Here is a 19,211-nt window from a genome sequence, read left to right on the forward strand (position 1 = left end):
CCACCGCGGGAGCTGTCGCTCCCGGAAGCCGGTGCGGCGATGCGCTGAGCCACCGACCCGCTTCGGGGGACGTGCGCGGAGGTGGTGCTCGACCGCTGCGCCGCTTTGGGCGCGCAGCACGCCCGGTACTCCTACCGCCTCTGCGCGATCCAGACCGGCGGTCAGTCGAGGCTCCGGGTCGCCGGTCGCGTGCCTCCGAGGAGTGGGCAGCCGCCATGATGGGCCGATGACCACTCCCGCCGCGGGTCCGACCGTTCCGCCCCCAGCCGGTCCGCCGACGCGGGCCGTGATCCCGTTGTCGGGGAAGGCGGTGCTCACCGCGGTGGTGGGGGTCGTGCTCGTGGTGGCCGCCGCGGTGACCGCCCTGTGGCTGACCCTCACCCCCGGCGCTGCCGATCCGGCCCGGGTGACCGTGCGGCTGGAGGTGCTGCGGATCGGGCTGAGCCTAGGGTTGGGCGGCGGCGGTCTGTTCGCGCTCTACCTGGCGTGGCGGCGGCAGCGTTCCACGGAGATCGCCCTGCTCCAGAAGGAACGCGACCAGGCCGACGTGGCTCGCGCCTACGCCCTCCAAGAGCGCGTCGCCGCCGCCACCGAGGCCGACGCGGCCGCCCGCCGCATCACCGAGCTGTTCACCAAGGCCGTCGAGCACCTCGGGGCGAGCGAGGCACCGGTCCGGCTGGGCGGGCTCTACGCGCTGGAACGGCTGGCCCAGGACAACCCCGGGCAGCGGCAGACCATCGTGAACGTTCTGTGCGCCTACCTGCGGATGCCGGTGGACCTGCCGCGGGAACCGCCCGACGACCCCGACGCGGACCGGCTTCGGCGGCGCGAGCACGAGGTCCGCCTGACCGCCCAACGCGTGCTGATCAGCCACCTTCGCCCCGGTGAGGACCTCGACCACCCCGACGTGGTGTTCTGGCCGGACCTCGAACTCGACCTGACCGGCGTGGAACTGCACGACGTCGACTTCAGCGGCTGCCGCGTGCGCGCGCTGCGGCTGGCCGGCGCGACGCTCCTCGGCGAAGCCCGCTTCACCGGGGCGACCTTCACCGCCGACGCCACCTTCGAGCAGACCACGCTCGCCGGCGATGTCCGCTTCGACCGCTGCACCTTCGCGGGCCGCGCGCTGTTCCGCGGGATGACCTTCACCGGGAACATCGACTTCGCCGAGGCGAGGTTCGCGCGGGGTGCCCGGTTCGAAGGCACGTCGTTCGGGGCTGACGCCGGGTTCAGCGGGGCGGGGTTCGCCCGCAGCGCCTGGTTCACCGACACGACCTTCGCCCGCGAGGCCGAGTTCGGCGAGGTCCGCTTCGGCGGCAACGCCGAGTTCCGGGGCGCCGTCTTCACCGGCACCACGCGGTTCGTCGGCGCCACGTTCACGGCCAACGCCAACTTCCACGGCGTCGCCTTCCGCCACGACGTCAGCTTCCGCGAGGCCACCTTCGCCCGCAACGCGACCTTCCGCGGGGCCACGTTCGACGGCAACGTCGGCCTGCGCGACGCGACCTTCCGCAAGGACGCCGACTTCCACGCCGCCGGCTTCGCCCACATCCCCCGGTTCACACCCGACCAGTTCCCCGCGGGCGTGCCGCAGGCACTGTCCCCGCCGAACCGGACGGACGACCTTCAGGGCTGAGCGTCGTTCTCCCGGAGGTTCCCGAACAGCGGCAGCAACAACAGCGAGGCCAACAGCACCGTGCCGGCGACGAAGAACGGGATCCTGATGCCGAACGCGGTGCCGAGCACCCCGCTCATCGCGGCGCCGACGGGGATCCCGCTCCACCCGATCAGGCGGTAGGCGCCGCCCACGCGGCCCATGAACTGCCGCGGGACCAGCCGCTGCCGGAGGGACGACGACTGCACGTTCCACACGACCAGTCCGAAGCCGCCGACGGCGTAGGCGGCGGCCAGCCACCACACCGAGCGACCGGCCCCGCAGGCCAGCAGTGACAGCCCGATCGCGGAGATGGACGACGCCATCGTCGCCGTGACGCCGATCTTCGCGCGGATGCGGGCCGCGACCAGCGTCGCGCCGAACCCGCCCACCGCACCGGCGGCGAGGACGAGCCCGAAAGCCGACTCCGGCGCGTCCAGCGTCGAGGTGACCAGCAGGACGAGCATGGTGTTGCCCAGCTGCACCGCCGCGGTCGCGATGCCGAGCACCAGCGCGAGGACGCGCAGACCGCGATGTCCCCAGAGCCAGCGCACACCCTCGCCGATGTCCTTCGCCAGGCTGCGGCGCACCCGGTCGGACCGGGGTTGCGGGGGAGTGGTGAGGCGCGTCAACGGCCGGACCAAGAGAGCTGCGACCAGGAACGTGACCGCGTCGACGGCGAACGGGGCCGCGGTGGAGAACCCGAAGACCGTCGCCCCGGCCAGGGGCCCCAGGAGCTGGAGGACGATGACCTGCGAGCCCTGCATGCGCGCGTTCGCGCTCTCCAGACCAGCGCTCGGCACGATCTCCGGCACCAATGCGTTCGACGCGGTCAAGTAAAGGACCTGTGCGCAGCCCAACAACAACGTGAACACGGCCAGCGTCACCAAGGAGGGCGGACTGACGAGGATGACGACGGCGAACGTCCCCACGACCGCGGTCTGGCACAGACCGGTGAGCCACAGCAACCGGGCCCGCTGAACGCGGTCCACCAGCGCACCGCCCACCAGCGAGAACAGCAACCACGGCAGGCTGCCCGCGACGGTCGTCGCGCTCACGGCGGCCGCCGAGTCCGACACCGCGGCGGCGAGCAGGGGCAGCGCCGCGACGCGCATGCCGTCACCGAGCATCGAGACGGTGGAGGCCGACCACAGCAACGCGAACCCGCGGCCGTTCGAACGGCTCGTGCCCGCCTCGCTGCGAGTCACCCGCCGATCCGGGTGGTGAGCCACCCGGTCAGGGCATCGAGGCAACCCGGAGCCGGGTGGCCGCCGTCGTGCCGGTCGGACGGCCCGGAACCGCCCACCCCGGGCAGCGGCGCGCCCATGTCGGGCACGGCCAACGAACCGGCCAACGCCACCCCCGCGCCGGCGAACGCGACGCCGCGTGAGATCCCCATGGCCGCAGTATCCCGGTGATCACCCGGCCGTGGGCGTGAACGGGCGAGCAGCCGACGACGGACTTATCGTCGGCCCGGGAGGTCCACGTGGTCGAGCGGGTCGAGGTCGGGCGCGGGGCACGCCGCGCCGTCGTCTCCGTGATCATGCTCGGCATGCTGCTCGCCGCCCTCGACCAGACGATCGTGGCGACCGCGCTGCCGACCATCGTCAGCGACCTCGGCGGCGGCGGGCACCTGTCCTGGGTGGTCACCTCCTACCTGCTCGCCGAGACCATCATGACCGCCCTCATCGGCAAGTTCGGCGACCTGTTCGGCCGCAAGCGGGCGTTCCTGACCAGCGTCGCGCTGTTCCTCGTCGGCTCGCTCCTGTGCGGCTGGGCCGACTCCATGACCTGGCTCATCCTCGCCCGCGCGGTGCAGGGCCTCGGCGCGGGCGGCCTCATGGTGACCTCGGCCGCCGTCATCGCCGACGTCGTGCCCCTGTCCGAACGCGGCAAGTACCAGGGGTTCATCGGCGCGGTGTTCGGCGTCGCCACCGTGGTCGGACCGCTGCTCGGCGGCCTGTTCGTCGACCACCTGAGCTGGCGCTGGGCGTTCTACGTCAACCTGCCGCTGGGCGTGGTGGTGCTCGCCGTCGGCGCGACCGCGCTGCCCGGCATCCGCGGCGTCGGCCGACCCAGGATCGACTACCTGGGCATCCTTCTCATCGGCCTGGCCGCCACCGGCCTCACCCTCGTCACCAGCTGGGGCGGCGTCGAGTACCCGTGGGCGTCACCGACCATCATCTGGATGGCGATCGGCTCGCTGGTCACCCTCGCCCTGTTCGTCTACGTCGAGACCCGCGCCGCCGAACCGATGCTGCCCATGCGCCTGTTCCGCAGCCGCGTGTTCACCGTGTGCACGGTGCTCAGCTTCGTCGTCGGCTTCGCCATGCTCGGCGGCGTCACGTTCCTGCCCACCTACCTCCAGTACGTCCACGGCGCGACCGCGACCCAGTCCGGCCTGGAGATGCTGCCGCTGGTCGTCGGCCTGCTCATCGCGTCGGTCACCACCGGCAACGTGATCAGCAAGACCGGCCGCTACCGGGCGTTCCCGCTGGTCGGCAGCCTGCTCATGGTCGGCGGGCTGCTGTTGCTGTCCCGGCTGGAACCGCAGACGTCGTTCTGGCAGGCGTCGGCGTACATGCTGGTCCTCGGCCTGGGCGTCGGCATGTGCATGCCCGTGGCGATGGTCGTCGTGCAGAGCACCAGCAGCTACGAAGACCTCGGCGTGGCCACGTCGGGCGTCAGCTTCCTGCGCACGCTGGGCAGCTCCTTCGGCGTCGCCGTCTTCGGCACCGTGTACGCGGGCAACCTCCCCGACAACCTCGCCGCCGCCCTCCCACCGGGTGTCGACCCCGCCGCCGCGGCCAACGTGCAAGCCCTGCACGCCCTGCCCGACCAGCTCAAAGCCCCGATCATCGCCGCCTACGCCGACACCCTGCACCTGGTGTTCCTCTCCGCCGCGCCGGTGGCCGCGGTCGCGTTCCTGGTCGCCCTGTTCCTCAAGGAAGTGCCGCTGCGCGACACCGCCCGCGCGGCCGCCACCGAAGTGGGCGACAACTTCGCCGCCCCGCACACCTCCGACTCCGAGCACGAGCTGGAGAAGCTGGTCGCCCTCATCGTCAGCCGCGAACGCCGCGACCCCACACCCGACGTGCTGCACGAATCCGGCGTGCCCCTCACCCACGCCCAGGCGTGGCTCGTGGTCAAGGTGTTCCGGCAGAGCGTCGACCACGGCGACGCCACCCTCGACCGCCTGGCCGCCGCCACCACCGTCCCGGCCGGCGTCTTCGAACCGGTCGCACGCCAACTCCAGACCAGGGGTTACCTCACCGAAACCGACGGCCACTACCGCTTCACGCCCCAGGGCACCGAGGTGTTCACCGACCTGGTCGCCGCCTGGCGGCGCTGGCTGCTGGTCAAGCTCACCGACTGGCACTGCGACGACACCGAGTTCACCGACGCCGTCGAACGCGTCGCCACCGAACTCACCACCAGCGGCCGCGCCCTCACCACCGGCCACCACGCCGCCGCTGTCTGACCCCCGCCGCTACTCGCCCTCCCGCGCGGCCAACCAGCCGTCCAGCTCCGCCATCGCGGTCGCCCCGTCGGCGTAGAACCGGACCGCCTCGACCAGCGCCGCCACCCCGCCCGGGTAGTTCTCGCAGGTCCGCAGGATGCTCACCACGTCACCGCGGTCGGTGGGCAGGCGCGGCACCGACCCCGCGAACGGCAGGTCCCGCAGCACCAGGTCACGCCCCTCACGGGTGTCGAACCCCGGCGTGCGGAGCAGGATCTCCACCCCCGCGTGCAACGCCGTCGGCTGCTGCGCCCCACGCTGAGGACGACCGGGCGACGCCTGCGGCAGGTAGTCGTCCACCAACCTGACCCACGCCTTCGCCCGCACCTCCTTCACCTCCACCCGCACCAGGCGGAACGCGTCCGGGTGCGCCGCCGGGTGGTGCACCACCACCGACTGGTAGAACGGGTCCGACGCGATCAGCACCAACGTCGCGTTCGACGACTTCAACGCCGACTTCGCCTCGGCCGCGTCCAGAATCCGGCACACGAAGATCAGCTCCGGGCCGGTCTTGCCGCCGAACACGTCGTACGCGACCTCCCCGAAGTGCACCGCCATCCGCATCCGCAGCCGCGCACCGTGCGAATGGGCCGCGTTGTGCTCCCGCAGCTTCGCCGCCACGCTCGTCGGCAACCGGTCGACCAGCCGCGCCTTCGGCACCTCACCCGGCAGCACCACGATCAGGCTGTCACCCGCGTCGTCCACCGACTTGCCGTCCCACGGCAGCCCGCACTCCGCGAACGCATCCATCAACACCTGGTACATGCCCCCGCGCGCGGCGAGCCGCTGGTGGGTCGTGCGCGTCGGATCGCCGTAACCCTCCACGTCGACCACCACGAACGACCGGTGCACCGCAGCCGACCCCATGCGACCTCCCCACGCCTGTTGTAGCCCAGTCGGTCGCTCGAAGGCAGCCGCTCCACTCGAAATGACCAACCCTCCGGTTGCGGGACGCCCCGGTTCGGGTATGGAGTCGGGTGTGGACGGGTACGGGTGGACGATCGGGCTTGTCGCGGTGCTGGTGGCGCTGAACGCGCTGTTCGCGGGCAGCGAGATGGCGTTGATCAGCCTGCGCGAGGGGCAGCTGCGGGCGCTGGAGCGCGACGACAAGCCGTCCGCGAAGACACTCGTGCGCCTCGCACGCGACCCCAACCGGTTCCTGGCCACCATCCAGATCGGCATCACCCTGGCCGGGTTCCTCGCCTCGGCGACGGCCGCCGTGTCACTGGCCGCACCGCTCGTGCCGGCGCTGTCGTTCCTCGGCGAGGCCGCGGACGCCGTCGCGATCGCGCTGGTCACGATCGTGCTGACGTTCCTGACCCTGGTGTTCGGCGAGCTCGCGCCCAAGCGGCTCGCGATGCAGTACGCGCTGCGCTGGGCACTGCTCGTGGCACGGCCGCTGCACGTGCTGTCCACCGCCTCGCGGCCCGCCGTGTGGGCGTTGAGCGCGTCCACGAACGTCGTGGTCCGGCTGTTCGGCGGCAAACCGGAAGCCGAGTCCGAGCAGATGTCCGCGGAGGAGCTGCGCGAGCTGGTGTCCGCCCAACGCGGCCTCAACGCCGAACAACGCATGATCATGACCGGGGCGCTGGAGATCACCGAGCGCCGCCTGCGCGAAGTCCTCGTGCCACGCCGGTCCGTCGTCACGCTGACCGCCGAGATGGACGTGCCGTCCGCCCGCGCCGAACTCGCCGCCTCCGGCCACTCCCGCGCACCCGTGGCCCGCGGCGGGCACCTCGACGACGTCGTCGGCGTCGTCCACCTGCGCGACCTGCTCGACGACGGCGCCAAGCTGATCGACCTCGCCCGGCCACCGGTCGTGTTCCCCGACTCGGTGCGGGTGTCCGACGCGCTGCGCCGGTTCAAGGCCGAGCGCGAGCAGATGGGCCTGGTCGTGGACGAGCACGGCGCGGTCGACGGCATCATCACCCTCGAAGACCTGCTGGAGGAGATCGTCGGCGAGATCCTCGACGAAACCGACCGCGACGTGATGGCCGTCCGCAACGCCGCGGACGGCTCACTCGTCCTGCCCGGCACGTTCCCGATGCACGACCTGTCCGACATCGGCGTCGAGCTGCCCGACGCGCCCGAGGGCGACTACGCCACCATCGCCGGCCTGGTGCTGGTCGTGCTCGGCCGCATCCCCGAACGCCCCGGCGACCGGATCACGATCTCCGGCTGGACCGCCGAGGTGCTGAAAGTCGAACACCACGCCATCACGTCGGTGCGCCTGCGCCGCCGCTGACCGGTGGCGCAGGCGCACAGCCCAGGGCCGGCCCGCCTCTGCCCTGGCCCGCCACCGCCTGCCAACCCTGCTGCTTGCCAACCCTGCCGCGTGCCGACCTACCAGCCCTGCCGCCTGCCGACCTACCGACCTGTGCCGACCTACCAGCCCTGCCGCCTACCGGCCTGCCGCCGCGACCCACGCCTCCAGGCCCGCCACGTCGCGCGGCAGCGCCGCCGACAGCACGCGGTTGCCGCCCTCGGTCACCACGACGTTCTCCTCCAGCCGCACGCCGATGCCCCGCAGCTCCGGCGGCACGGTCTCGTCGTTCGGGTGGAAGTACAAGCCGGGCTCCACGGCCAGCGTCATGCCGACCTCCAACGTGCCCTCGTGGTAGGCCTCGGCCCGCGAGTTCGCGCAGTCGTGCACGTCCAACCCGAGGAAGTGCCCGACGCCGCACGTGATGTAGCGGCGGTGGTGCTGGCCGTCCGGGTCCAGCGACTCCTCCACCGACACGGGCAGCAGGCCCCAGTCGTGCAAGCCCTCGGCGAGCACCCGCATCGCCTCCCGGTGGAAGTCCCGGTACGCCGCACCCGGCCGCACCACCGCCAACGCCGCCACCGACGCCCGTTCGATCAGCTCGTGCACCTGCCGCTGCGCCGGGCTGTACGCGCCGGACACGGGCAACGTCCGGGTGATGTCCGCGGTGTAGAGCGTGTCCAGCTCCACGCCCGCGTCCAGCAGCAACACGGAGTCCTCGGGCACGGGACCGTCGTTGCGCACCCAGTGCAGCACGGGCGCGTGCGGCCCGGCGGCCACGATCGAGGCGTACCCCGGCCCGTTGCCGGCGGTACGGGCCCGCCGGTCGAACGTCCCCTGCAACCACCGCTCGCCACCGCCCTTGACGGCGGCCTGCAACTCGGCCGCCACGTCGGCGAAGCCGAGGATCGTCGCGTCGACCGCGGCCTGGAGCTGGTCGACCTCCCAGTCATCCTTGACCCGCCGCAGCTCGGCCAGCACGGTGCGCAGCTGGGCGGTGTGGTCCGCGCCGGTCAACGCGTCCAGCAGCGGGTCGACACCCCAGGTCGCGTGCACGGCCGGCAGCCGCCCGCGCAGCGCCGACGGCAGCTCGTGCAGCGGGCGGCAGTGCACGCCCAGCGCCTCGCCCCACTCGGCCAGCCCGGGCACCGGCCCGATCCACAGCTCGCCGTCCCGGGCGTTGGCGAAGAAGTCCGGCTCGTCCGGCCCGGCGGGGGGCCGCAGGAACAGCTCGGCGTCGTGCCCACCGGCCACCGGCTGCATCACCAGCACCGCGCCCTCCGCGGCGCAGCCCGTCAACCAGGAGAAGTCGGAGTCGGGCCGGAACCCGTAGTCGGTGTCGTTGGACCGCACGGGAGCCCATCCCGCCGCCACGGCGATGCGCGCGCCGGGCAGCGCGGCACTGAGCCGATCCCGATGCGCCGCCGCTGCCTGCGCCGCGCCGGGCGCGACGCGGGCGGCGCGGTCGGCCGGGCCCCAGCCGTGCTGGACGAACTCGCGGAACCCGGAGGCGTCGACGAGCTTGCTCGGGTCGCGGCGGGCAGGTTTGGTCACCGTGGGCAGCCTTTCGGGTCGGGGCCGTGTGCGCGCCCGACCGCGATCGGCGACCAGGCGACAACCACGATGCTCTCACCAACCCCGACCGCACCCCGTCACCCCATCACCCCCGTCACCCATCCCTCCACCTGTCATCCCTCCACCTGCCATGCCTCCCCGCCGCCGGGCCGGCCGTTTTATCCGGCTAACGTGAGAAATGCGGTTTAGGTTGTCAAAGGTTGCATCATTCACTCGACCGAGTGGTCCAACCCAACCGCAACGGACCCGGAGCCCCACCGCAGAGGCCCGATTTGACATGGGTTCGGGTGCTTTAGGCTGGTCGAAGCCGGCAGGTCTGGCGGGACGCTTTTCCCCGCCGGGCCTGCCGGCTTTGGCCTGCCTGGAGTGCCCGTAAGGGCCCCATGTCAAATCGAGCCGGGAGTGAGTAGCGGCTTGGGGTAGAAACGAAAAGCCAAAAGAAAAAGAGTCCTCGCCGGACGGGCAGATCAGCAGGATGACCCCAACCGCTGCGGGAAGTTCCTGTTTCGTCGTGGGGCCGGGTTTCGTGTCATCCCACCGACCTCCCTACGGGCTACCACACGCGTCAAGGGGAGCGCGGCCCACAGTGAAGGCCGCGGGCAAAGCTGAACCCGCGCTCCCCTTGACACGTGCGGCAGGGCGGAGCCAGGTCGGCGGGATGACACGAAGCCCTCGTTTTGCGGGAAGGGCGTGCCAGTGGACGGGTAGGCGCGGGGTGTGCGGGGTGGGTTTTGCTGAAACGGGCTCCTCTGCGTGGGCGATCCGGTAGGTAACACCTACGGCGACCTACGGCAGGTGAGTGGATGCGTCCCGAGGACGTGGTCGAACTGCGGGTGCACGGGGTGTCGGGCACCCCGCCGGAAGCGATGCTCGGGGATCCGTTCCCCACGCCGGTGGCGGGTGACGACGTGGCCAGGTTCCTGCGGGCCGGGAAGCCGGTGACGGCGGTCGGCAGTGGGCGGGTGCGGGTGGTGGAGGCGTTCCACTGGGGGCGGTTCACGTCGGGTGGGGCCAGTCGGGCGTTGTGGTTGGTGTTGATCCCGTTCGCGATCCTGAACCTGGCCCGGTACGCGTTGTTGGGGGCCGGGCGGTTCGCCGAGGCGGTGTTGCGGCTGCTCGGGCTCGTGCTGACCGGCATGTTGGTCACGGCCACGGCGTACGTGTCGTTGGAGCTGCTGGTGCGGCAGTGCGCGGGGACGGCGGTGTGCCGGGCGGAGCGCCTCGGGTTCTTCGAGGGGTGGCCGTTCGGGGCGTTGCTGCTGGTCGGGATGGTGCCGCCGGGGTTGGTGATCACCGTGTTGTGGTGGTTCGGCCGGCAGACGTTCCTGTACGAGCCGAAGGGCACCCATCACGTGTGGGAGACGCGGACGGGCAGCTTGGGCGACTACGCGTTCTGGCACACGTCGCCGCGCACGCCGGTGTTGCGGGACGCGCACGTGGCGGCGGCGTGCGCGCTGGTCGGGGTGCTGTACGCGGGGGCGTTGCGGACGGCGCAGCCGGGGCGGCCGTCGGACGTGCTGTCGTGGACGGTGGTGGGGCTGGGCGCGCTGGTGCTGGCGTGGGCGGTCGGGTGCGTGGTGGTGTCGCCGGATCGGCGGGACGTGGACTCGCGGGCGCTCAAGTGGGTGTCGGTGGGGTACTTGCTGGTCGCGGCGGGGTTGGCGACGTGGTTCCTGTGGCGGGTGCCGACCGGTGCGGACGGGTCGGTGACGCCGTTGGCCGGGTTCGAGGCGGTGACCAACGTGCTGTCGGCGGCGGCGATGGTGCTGTTGGTCGTGTTGCTGGGGGCGTGCGTGCGCATGCGGCGCTCGGCGCGCGGGGTCGAGTTGATGGGGGTGGACAAGCGGTTCCGGCCCCTGTGGCACGGGTACGCGGCGGTGGTGATCGCGGCGCTCGCCACGACGTTGGCGGTCGGGTTCAGCGGTGGGTTGGCGTACCGGGTGGTGGACTGGGTCGGCGAGCCGGTGGCGCGGGCCGGGCGGCCGGGGTTGGTGCTGGGCACGGGCTACCTGGTCGGCGCGGGCTTGTGGGGTGTGCTGGCGATCGCGTTCCCGCTGCTGGTGGCCCCGGTGGTGGCGGCGATGGTGCGGCAGGTGTCGAGCGCGCTGGTGTTCGCGGCCGGGTCGGTGGTCGCGGCGGTGGCGGTGGTGTTGCGGTGGACGTCCCTGCCGGGGTGGGCGTCCTGGGGTGCGGTGGTCGTGGCCGGGGCGTTGTACGCGGTGGGGGTGGTTTCCTGCCTGCGGCACGCGATCGGCGTGGCGGTCCGCGACGGTGTGGTGGCCGACTACCCGGGACGACCGGACCGGCCCGGGATCGGCAAGGTGGCGTTGACCCAGCGGCTGGCGTCGGCGAAGTACCGCTACCACTGGCTGCTCGGCGCGGTCGCGTTGTCGGGCGGGGTGCTGGTGGCGGCGGGCGGTGGTCTCGCGCTGGCCCGGCTCGTCCACCCCGACTGGCGGGCCGCGCCGCCGTCGGGCCTGGCCGACTGGCTGTCGACGGTTCCGGCACGGGAGCTGGGCGCGCTGGGCAGCCTCGTGGTGTCCGGTGTCGTGGTGGTCTTGTTGTTGTTGGGTGTGCGGACGTGGCAGAGCCCGCGGATGCGCACGGTGGTCGGGATCGTGTGGGACCTGGTGGCCTTCTGGCCGCGGTTGGCGCACCCGATCTGCCCGCCGCCCTACGGCGGCCGCGCCACCATCGAGCTGACGTCCCGCGCGGTCCGGCTGGCCGGGCACCACGACGTGGGCGCGGTCGTGCTGTCCGGGCACAGCCAGGGCAGCGTGGTGTGCTTCGCCGCCCTGTCGTTGTTGCGGCGGGAGGCCGAGCGGCCAGACCCGGCCGACGGCGAGCGGTACATCAGGCAGGCGGACGCGGTCGCGGCGCTGCGCCGGGTCGGCCTGGTCACCTACGGCTCGCAGTTGCAGTGGGCGTACTCGCGGCTGTTCCCGCACTACCTCGGGCACGCCGAGCTCGCCCGCCTGCACGCCGACCTGGGCGACCGGTGGTGGAACGTGCACCGGGCCACCGACCCGCTGGGCGGCCCGGTGCAGGTGTGGCCGGAGACGGTGCAGGAGCGGCTGACCGCCGGCCCGAAGCTGTGGGGCGTGCGGTGCGGCAACGACGTGCGGCTGCGCGACCCGGAGTTCCTCGACCCCGACCCGGACATGGTCGCCTCGCCGTTGCGCGGGCACAGCTACTACTACGACGACCCGGTGTTCGACGAGGTGGTGGCGCGGGTCGCGGACGCTGTCACGGCACCCCGCACCACCGTCGTGCTCGGCGACCTCACGTTGTCGGGCGACCCCCTGGCACGGGGACGCGTCAACCCAGGCGGGTGAGCTTGTCCGGGTTGGTGATGGAGTAGACGCCGGCGACCAGGTCGCCGCGCAGCTCCAGCACCAGCACGGCGAACGGCCCGCCGTCGGCGAACAGCAGCACCGCCGGGTCGCCGTGCACGCGGCGCAACCGCACGTCCACCGTGTCCGGCACGCCCTCGGCCACGGCGATCAGCAGCCGTGCCACCCGCTCGCGGCCGTGCACCGGGTCCGGGCTGGTGGCGGGGCCCTTGCCGCCGCCGTCGGTCCACAGCGCCACGTCCGGCGCGAGCACGCGCAGCAGCCCTTCGAGGTCGCCGCCGAGCGCGGCGGCCATGAACCGCTCGGTGACCTGCCGCCGCGTGCGCGGGTCCACCGCGTACCGGGGCCGCCGGGCCTCGACGTGCTCGCGCGCCCGGTGCGCGAGCTGGCGGACCGCGGCCGGGCTGCGGCCGAGGATGGCCGCGATCTCCGGGTGCGCGTACCCGAACACCTCGTGCAGCACGAACACCGCCCGTTCGGCCGGGGTGAGGGTCTCCAGCACCACCAGCACGGCCATGGAGAACTCCTCGCCGCGCACCACCTCGTCCGCCGCGTCACCCACGAGCGGTTCGGGCAGCCACTGGCCCGGGTAGGTCTCGCGGCCGGCGCGCTCACGGCGGCGCAACGCGTGGTTGACCGCGATCCGGACCAGGTAGGCGCGCGCGTTGCGGACGTCCCGCTCGGGCGCCCACGACAGCCACGTCTCCTGGAGCACGTCCTCGGTGTCGGCGACCGTGCCGAGCATCCCGTAGACGATGGAGAACAGCAGTTCCCGGTGTTCGACGAACGCGTCCGTGCCGCCCATGGTCCCTCCCTCGTGTCCCATCCCAGAGCGATGTGGACAGCGGATCGTGACGCGGTGTGACGTGGACCTCAGCACGTCACGGTCACCCGGCCGCGCTCCCTCTTGGTTGGCGACTCGATCCGCTGGAGAGGAGAACACCATGCGAACCCTGATCCGCGACGTGCGCCTGTTCGACGGCCACCGCGTCGTGCCGCGCGCCGACGTGCTGGTCGACGGCCCGCTGATCGCCGAGCCCGGTGGCCGGTGCGACGTCGAGGTGGACGGCCGGGGCAGGACCCTGCTGCCCGGCCTGATCGACGGGCACACCCACACCTTCGACGGGAGCCTGGCCGCGGCGCTGGCGGCGGGGGTGACGACCGAGCTGGACATGTTCTGCCTGCCGGGCAACCTCGCCCGGCAGCGCGCGCTGGCCGCGTCCCGTGACGACGTGGCCGACCTGCGCAGCGCGGGCGTGCTGGCCACCGCGCCGGGCGGGCACCCCAGCCAGCTCTTGGCGTCGTCGGGCGACGAGTTCGGCGACGCCGCGCGGCCGTTCGAGACCGTGGCCGACGTGGCGCAGGCGCGGGCGTTCGTCGCCGCACGCGCGGCGGAGAGGGTGGACTACCTGAAGGTCGTGATCGACGACGGCGCCGTGCACGGCACGACCTTGCCCACCCTCGCCCCGGAGGTGGTGGAAGCGCTGGTCGACGCCGCGCACGGGCACGGCCTGAAGGTCATCGCGCACGCCATCACGGCCCAGGAGGTCGGGATCGCGGTGGACGCGGGCGTCGACGGCCTGGCGCACGTGTGGTGCGACGCGGGCGACGACCTGGTGGGCTGGGTCGCGCAACGGGGCGTCTTCGTGGTCAGCACCCTGGTCTACTTCGAGTCGATCACCGGCCGGACGCCCTCGGTCGACCACGCGGCGCACGGCGGCTTCGAGCACGCCCTGCACGCGGCACGGGTGCTGCACGAGGCCGGTGTGCCGATCGTGGCGGGCACGGACGCCAACCCGTGGGCGCCGCAGCACGGCGTCGGCCTGCACCGCGAGCTGGAACTGCTCACCGCGGCCGGCCTGACCCCCCTGGAGGCCCTGGCCGCGGCCACCAGCGCGCCCGCGGTCCACTTCGGACTGGCCGACCGGGGGCGGGTCGAGCCGGGGTTGCGCGCCGACCTGCTGCTGGTGGACGGCGACCCGACCACCGACATCACCGCGATCGGCGCGGTGACCGACGTGTGGCGGCGCGGCGTGAGGACCACCCGGCCGTAGCCACCCGGGCGTGTGGTGGGGTGGGGGGACCAACCACCGGGGAGGACCGTGCCCGTGATCATCCGCCGTGCCACCGCCGAGGACGTGCCCGCCATCGTCGCCCTGCTCGCCGACGATCAGCTGGGCGCGTCCCGCGAGACCCCCGACGACCTGGCGCCCTACCTGCGGGCGTTCGAGGCGGTCGACGCGGCCGGGCACGAGGTGCTGGCGGTGGCCGAACGGGACGGCGAGGTCGTCGGCACGCTCCAGCTCACGGTGTTGCGCGGGCTGTCGCGCCGGGGCGCGACCCGGGCCCAGGTGGAGGGCGTGCGGGTCGCGTCCCAGGCACGCGGGCAGGGCGTGGGGGAGCGGTTGCTGCGGTGGGCGGTCGACGAGGCCGAGGCCCGCGGGTGCGCCGTCGTCCAGTTCACGTCCGACAAGACCCGGACCGACGCCCACCGCTTCTACCGCAGGCTCGGCTTCGTCGCCTCCCACGAGGGCTTCAAGCTGGCGCTGTCGTGACGGAGGGTAGGTTGCGGCGCAACGTCCGCTCGACCGGGAAGATCCGATGATCCAAGTCCTCGCGACCGCGTTGACGGTCGTGGCGCTCGTCGCGGCCCTGTGGTCGCTGGTGCTCGTCATCACCGACCGGCCCATCACGCTCGCCACCAAGCCCACCCTCGGCCTGGCCGCGGTCGTCGTGCTGCTCGAAGTGGGGCTGCTCGTGCAGGCGGTCGTGGCCACGGTGAACGTGCTGGGCGTCGACCGCGGCGAGATGAACCTGGCCACGTTCTTCGGCTACCTGGTCGCGGTGGTCGCGGTGCTGCCCGTCGGCGCGTTCTGGGCGCTCGGCGACCGGTCCCGGTGGGGAGCCGGGGTGCTGGCCGTGGCGTGCCTGAGCGTGCCGGTGATGATCCTGCGGCTCGACCAGATCTGGGCCACCCATGGCTGAGCGGCGCGACGAGCTGAAGGAGACCACCCGGTCCGGCCCCGGCCGGATGCTGATCGCGGTGTACGGGATCTTCGCCGTCGCCGCCACGGCCCGGTCGGCGGTGCAGATCGGCACCCGGTTCGACCAGGCGCCGCTGGCGTACGTGCTGTCGGCGTTCGCGGCGGTCGTCTACGTCGTGGCGACCGCCGCGCTGGCCGGCGTCGTGTCCCGGCGGGTCGCCTACCTCGCGTGCGGGGTCGAGCTGGCCGGGGTGCTCGTGGTGGGCGCGGCGAGCCTGGTGTTCGCCGACGCGTTCCCGGACGCCACGGTGTGGTCGGACTTCGGCGGCGGCTACGGCTTCGTCCCGCTCGTGCTGCCCGTGCTCGGCCTGCTCTGGCTGCGCCACACCGGGCGCCGACCGCCGTCGTGATGAAGATCACCGGCCGCGCCCGATCTCGTCGCTGAGGCACTTCTCGCAGGTCAGGGCATGTTCGGGCCAGGTGGAATCACCCCATGTCTGAGCCCGTTCTCAGGTGGCGTGTGCCAGCGTTCGCACATCCGCCCGCGGCACACGGCGCAGTCGCCCGATCATCGGGGGCGTCGTCCGCCCACCAAGGAGATTCCCACGATGTCCGTGCTGGCTCGACTGAGCCTGGCCAACCGAAGTCTCGTCGGGCTGCTCAGCCTGCTCGTCATCGGTTTCGGCGCGTTCACGCTGCCCTCGATCAAGCAGCAGCTCTTCCCGTCCATCGAGCTGCCCGCCGCGGTAGTCATCGCGCCGTTCCCCGGCGCGTCCCCGGACCTGGTGGACAGCCAGGTCGCCGAGCCCATCCAGTCGGCCGTGCGCGGCGTCGACGGCGTCGAGCAGGTGTTCACCCGCTCCGCCGAGAGCAGCGCGACCGTGCAGGTGATGTTCACCTACGGCACCGACATCGACGCCGCCGTGGCCCAGATGCAGCAGGCGGTGAACCGGCTCCAGCCGCGCCTGCCGCAGGGCGTCGAGCCCACCGTGGCGCAGGGCAGCACCGACGACATCCCGGTGATCGCGCTCGCCGCGACCTCCGGCGAGGACGACATCGCCGCCGCCGCCCGGCTGCGCGCCGAGGTCGTGCCCGACCTGGAGGCGATCCCCGGCGTGCGGGAGGCCACGGTCAGCGGCGAGCGCGACCGGCAGGTCACCGTCACCGTCGACTACGCCCGCCTGGGCGCGGCCCGCGTCGACCCGCAGGCGTTGACCACCGCCCTGAGCACCGCGGGCGCGGTCATGCCCGCCGGCACGGTCCCCGACGCCGACAAGACGCTGACCGTGCAGGTCGGCCGTCCCGTCGGCACCGTGGACGACCTGCGCGGCCTGCTGCTCGCCTCACCCGCCGGGCCGGTCAAGCTCGGCGACGTGGCCCGGGTCGAGTCCGCGCCCGCGGCGGCGTCCGTGCTGACCCGCACCAACGGCGAGCCCACGTTGGGCGTCAGCGTCACCATGAACTCCGACGGCAACGCCGTCGAGATCTCCCGGCAGGTCCGCGACAAGCTCGGCGAGTGGGGCCAGGCGACCGACTCCACGCTCACCGTCGCGTTCGACCAGGGCCCGCAGGTCGAGAAGGCCATCAGCGGCCTGACCACCGAAGGTCTGCTCGGCCTGCTGTTCGCCGTGGTCGTGATCCTGCTGTTCCTGCTGTCCGTCCGGTCCACGCTGGTCACGGCCGTGTCCATCCCGCTATCCGTGGTGGTCGCGCTGATCGCCCTCTACACCGGCGACCTGTCGTTGAACCTGCTCACCCTCGGCGCGCTCACCATCGCCGTCGGCCGGGTCGTGGACGACTCGATCGTGGTGCTGGAGAACATCAAGCGGCACCTCGGCTACGGCGAGGAGAAGCACCGCGCGGTGCTCGACGGCGTGCGCGAGGTGGCGGGCGCGGTGACCGCGTCCACGTTGACCACGGTCGCGGTGTTCCTGCCCATCGCGTTCGTCGGCGGCATCGCGGGCGAGCTGTTCGGCCCGTTCTCCATCACGGTCACCGTGGCGCTGCTCGCGTCGCTGCTGGTGTCGCTGACGATCGTGCCCGTGCTGGCGTACTGGTTCCTCAAGCGCCCGGCCGTGCCCACCGACCCCGAAGAGGCGGCGAAGGCGCGTGACGCGGCGGTGGAGAAGGAGAAGCGCAGCCCGTTGCAGCGCGCTTACGTGCCCGTGCTCAAGTTCGCCACCACGCGCCGTTGGGCGACGTTGCTGATCGCGGTGCTGATCTTCGGTGGCACGCTCGGGCTGGCCGGTTCGCTGGAGACCAACTTCATCGACAACGCGGGCGGCACGGCGTTGCAGGGCACCCAGAAGCTGCCGCCCGGCACCAGCCTCGCCGCCCGGGACGACGCGGCGCGCAAGCTCGAAGGCGTGCTGGCGGAGACCGACGAGGTCGAGACCTACCAGGTCACCGTCGGCACGGACAACAGCCTGGCCGCGTTCGGCTTCGGCGGTGACGGCGCGACCAGCGTGCGCGCCACCGTCCGCCAGGGCACCGATCTGGAGGCGTTGCAGGACCGGCTGACCGAGCGGTTGAAGAACACGCCCGGCGCGGGCGAGGTGGCGTTCGGCGCGGCGGCGTCCGGCTTCGGCTCCGACACCATCGACGTGCTCGTCACCGCGCCCGACGAGAAGACGTTGCGCGACGCCGCCGACCGCGTGCGGCAGGCCGTGTCCGGGACGCCCGGCGTCGGCGAGGTCACCAACGACCTGTCGGTGAGCGCGCCACGCGTGCAGGTGACCGTCGACCAGGCCGCCGCGGCGGCGCGCGGGCTCAGCGGCCAGACCATCGGCCAGTTCGCGGCGCAGGCGTTGCGCGGCGTGCCGGTGGCGCAGCTGCCGATCGACGGCGCCTCCCAGCAGGTCCTGCTGCGCACGGGGTCCGCGCCGACCGACGTGGCCGCCCTGCGCGCCCTGCCGCTGCCCGGCGGCGTCACGCTCGGCCAGGTCGCCGACGTGGCCGTGGTCGACGGGCCGGTGCAGGTGCGCCGCACCGACGGCGCGCGCAGCGCCACCGTGTCGGCCAAGGCCACCGGCTCCGACCTGGGCGCGGTGACGGCCGACCTGACGTCCCGGCTGGACGCGCTGGACCTGCCCGCCGGCGCCACCCACAGCATCGGCGGCGTCAGCGCCGACCAGGCCGAGACGTTCGCCGACCTGGGCCTGGCCATGCTCGCGGCCATCGCGATCGTGTTCCTGATCATGGTGGCGACGTTCCGCAGCCTCGTGCAGCCGCTGATCCTGCTGGTGTCCATCCCGTTCGCGGCGACCGGCGCCATCGGCCTGCTGCTGCTCACCGGCACCCCGCTCGGCCTGCCCGCGTTGATCGGCATGCTGATGCTCGTCGGGATCGTGGTGACCAACGCGATCGTCCTGATCGACCTGGTCAACCAGTACCGGCGGGACGGGATGCCGGTGCGCGAGGCCGTGATCGAGGGCGGCCGGCGCCGCCTGCGCCCGATCCTGATGACGGCGGCCGCCACGATCTTCGCCCTGCTGCCGATGGCGCTGGGCATCACCGGCGAGGGCGCGTTCATCGGCAAACCGCTGGCGATCGTCGTGATCGGCGGCCTGATCAGCTCGACCCTGCTCACCCTGGTGCTGGTGCCGACGCTGTACTCGATGGTCGAGGGCCGCAAGGAACGCCGCCAGGCGCGCAAGACCGTGCACCCGGCCGAGTCCCGGGAACCGGTCACCGTCTGAGCTCGACCGTCCGCAGGCCCCTCCGCTCCGGCGGCGGGGCCTGCGGCCTGCGCCTCACGTCAACCGGCGTCGCGATCTGACTGGGCCACCACCCAAACCCGCAAGCGGAACAACCCACCCCAGCGGACCCGGCACCAACCCACCGAGGCCCGATTTGACATGGG

The 19,211-nt window shown here is 72.8% G+C and carries 14 protein-coding genes; 9 read left to right on the forward strand and 5 right to left on the reverse strand.

Annotated features, from left to right (window positions below; genetic code table 11):
- The first annotated feature begins 226 nt into the window (after positions 1–226).
- Complete coding sequence (locus LZG04_RS31275; RefSeq protein WP_233823704.1) at positions 227–1,636, forward strand: pentapeptide repeat-containing protein; 1,410 nt, start codon at positions 227–229, stop codon at positions 1,634–1,636.
- Here LZG04_RS31275 and LZG04_RS31280 read toward each other — a convergent pair.
- On the reverse strand, positions 1,627–2,862 hold the full coding sequence (locus tag LZG04_RS31280; protein WP_233823706.1) for an MFS transporter: 1,236 nt from the start codon (positions 2,860–2,862) through the stop codon (positions 1,627–1,629). The genes LZG04_RS31275 and LZG04_RS31280 overlap by 10 nt on opposite strands.
- Positions 2,859–3,053 (reverse strand): hypothetical protein, encoded by a 195-nt coding sequence (locus LZG04_RS31285; RefSeq protein WP_233823708.1) that lies wholly within the window; start codon positions 3,051–3,053, stop codon positions 2,859–2,861. Before LZG04_RS31285 ends, LZG04_RS31280 begins: the two co-directional genes overlap by 4 nt.
- 144 nt (positions 3,054–3,197) lie before the next feature.
- Between LZG04_RS31285 and LZG04_RS31290 the strand changes: the two genes are divergently transcribed.
- Complete coding sequence (locus tag LZG04_RS31290) at positions 3,198–5,135, forward strand: MDR family MFS transporter (RefSeq protein WP_233823764.1); 1,938 nt, start codon at positions 3,198–3,200, stop codon at positions 5,133–5,135.
- Positions 5,136–5,144: 9 nt separating this feature from the next.
- On the opposite strand, the gene LZG04_RS31295 is transcribed toward LZG04_RS31290, so the two are convergent.
- Positions 5,145–6,041: a hypothetical protein gene (locus LZG04_RS31295; protein ID WP_233823710.1), complete on the reverse strand. Its 897-nt coding sequence runs from the start codon at positions 6,039–6,041 to the stop codon at positions 5,145–5,147.
- 112 nt (positions 6,042–6,153) lie between these two features.
- Here LZG04_RS31295 and LZG04_RS31300 point away from each other — a divergent pair, with 112 nt between their 5' ends.
- Positions 6,154–7,419, forward strand: a complete 1,266-nt coding sequence (locus LZG04_RS31300; protein WP_233823712.1) for a hemolysin family protein — start codon at positions 6,154–6,156, stop codon at positions 7,417–7,419.
- Positions 7,420–7,575: 156 nt separating this feature from the next.
- On the opposite strand, the gene LZG04_RS31305 is transcribed toward LZG04_RS31300, so the two are convergent.
- Complete coding sequence (locus LZG04_RS31305) at positions 7,576–8,991, reverse strand: aminopeptidase P family protein (RefSeq protein ID WP_233823714.1); 1,416 nt, start codon at positions 8,989–8,991, stop codon at positions 7,576–7,578.
- Between the two features lie 824 nt (positions 8,992–9,815).
- Between LZG04_RS31305 and LZG04_RS31310 the strand changes: the two genes are divergently transcribed.
- Positions 9,816–12,347, forward strand: a complete 2,532-nt coding sequence (locus LZG04_RS31310; RefSeq protein ID WP_233823716.1) for a hypothetical protein — start codon at positions 9,816–9,818, stop codon at positions 12,345–12,347.
- On the opposite strand, the gene sigJ is transcribed toward LZG04_RS31310, so the two are convergent.
- On the reverse strand, positions 12,331–13,170 hold the full coding sequence (sigJ, locus tag LZG04_RS31315; protein ID WP_233823718.1) for an RNA polymerase sigma factor SigJ: 840 nt from the start codon (positions 13,168–13,170) through the stop codon (positions 12,331–12,333). The two genes, LZG04_RS31310 and sigJ, sit on opposite strands and share 17 nt — an antisense overlap.
- Before the next feature lie 139 nt (positions 13,171–13,309).
- Here sigJ and LZG04_RS31320 point away from each other — a divergent pair, with 139 nt between their 5' ends.
- The 5 genes from LZG04_RS31320 (at position 13,310) to LZG04_RS31340 (ending at position 19,047) form a co-directional block, all read left to right on the forward strand.
- The gene (locus LZG04_RS31320; protein WP_233823720.1) at positions 13,310–14,419 is read left to right on the forward strand and encodes an amidohydrolase family protein; all 1,110 of its coding nucleotides are present in this window, start codon (positions 13,310–13,312) and stop codon (positions 14,417–14,419) included.
- Positions 14,420–14,473: 54 nt separating this feature from the next.
- Positions 14,474–14,920: a GNAT family N-acetyltransferase gene (locus LZG04_RS31325; protein ID WP_233823766.1), complete on the forward strand. Its 447-nt coding sequence runs from the start codon at positions 14,474–14,476 to the stop codon at positions 14,918–14,920.
- A 46-nt stretch (positions 14,921–14,966) separates the two neighbouring features.
- On the forward strand, positions 14,967–15,350 hold the full coding sequence (locus tag LZG04_RS31330; RefSeq protein WP_233823722.1) for a hypothetical protein: 384 nt from the start codon (positions 14,967–14,969) through the stop codon (positions 15,348–15,350).
- The gene (locus LZG04_RS31335; protein ID WP_233823724.1) at positions 15,343–15,759 is read left to right on the forward strand and encodes a hypothetical protein; all 417 of its coding nucleotides are present in this window, start codon (positions 15,343–15,345) and stop codon (positions 15,757–15,759) included. Before LZG04_RS31330 ends, LZG04_RS31335 begins: the two co-directional genes overlap by 8 nt.
- Before the next feature lie 198 nt (positions 15,760–15,957).
- Entirely contained in the window at positions 15,958–19,047 is a 3,090-nt protein-coding gene (locus LZG04_RS31340) for an efflux RND transporter permease subunit (RefSeq protein ID WP_233823726.1), read from the forward strand.
- Positions 19,048–19,211: the final 164 nt, after the last annotated feature.

Origin of the sequence: Saccharothrix sp. S26 (assembly GCF_021390395.1) — a bacterium.
GTDB lineage: Bacteria > Actinomycetota > Actinomycetes > Mycobacteriales > Pseudonocardiaceae > Actinosynnema.

Excerpts from the sequence above, each read along its gene's own strand:
- LZG04_RS31275 (WP_233823704.1), top strand. The coding sequence starts at position 227 with ATGACCACTCCCGCCGCGGGTCCGACCGTTCCGCCCCCAGCCGGTCCG.
- LZG04_RS31285 (WP_233823708.1), bottom strand. The coding sequence starts at position 3,053 with ATGGGGATCTCACGCGGCGTCGCGTTCGCCGGCGCGGGGGTGGCGTTG.
- LZG04_RS31290 (WP_233823764.1), top strand. The coding sequence starts at position 3,198 with ATGCTCGGCATGCTGCTCGCCGCCCTCGACCAGACGATCGTGGCGACC.
- LZG04_RS31295 (WP_233823710.1), bottom strand. The coding sequence starts at position 6,041 with ATGGGGTCGGCTGCGGTGCACCGGTCGTTCGTGGTGGTCGACGTGGAG.
- LZG04_RS31310 (WP_233823716.1), top strand. The coding sequence starts at position 9,816 with ATGCGTCCCGAGGACGTGGTCGAACTGCGGGTGCACGGGGTGTCGGGC.
- sigJ (WP_233823718.1), bottom strand. The coding sequence starts at position 13,170 with ATGGGCGGCACGGACGCGTTCGTCGAACACCGGGAACTGCTGTTCTCC.
- LZG04_RS31320 (WP_233823720.1), top strand. The coding sequence starts at position 13,310 with ATGCGAACCCTGATCCGCGACGTGCGCCTGTTCGACGGCCACCGCGTC.
- LZG04_RS31330 (WP_233823722.1), top strand. The coding sequence starts at position 14,967 with ATGATCCAAGTCCTCGCGACCGCGTTGACGGTCGTGGCGCTCGTCGCG.
- LZG04_RS31335 (WP_233823724.1), top strand. The coding sequence starts at position 15,343 with ATGGCTGAGCGGCGCGACGAGCTGAAGGAGACCACCCGGTCCGGCCCC.
- LZG04_RS31340 (WP_233823726.1), top strand. The coding sequence starts at position 15,958 with ATGTCCGTGCTGGCTCGACTGAGCCTGGCCAACCGAAGTCTCGTCGGG.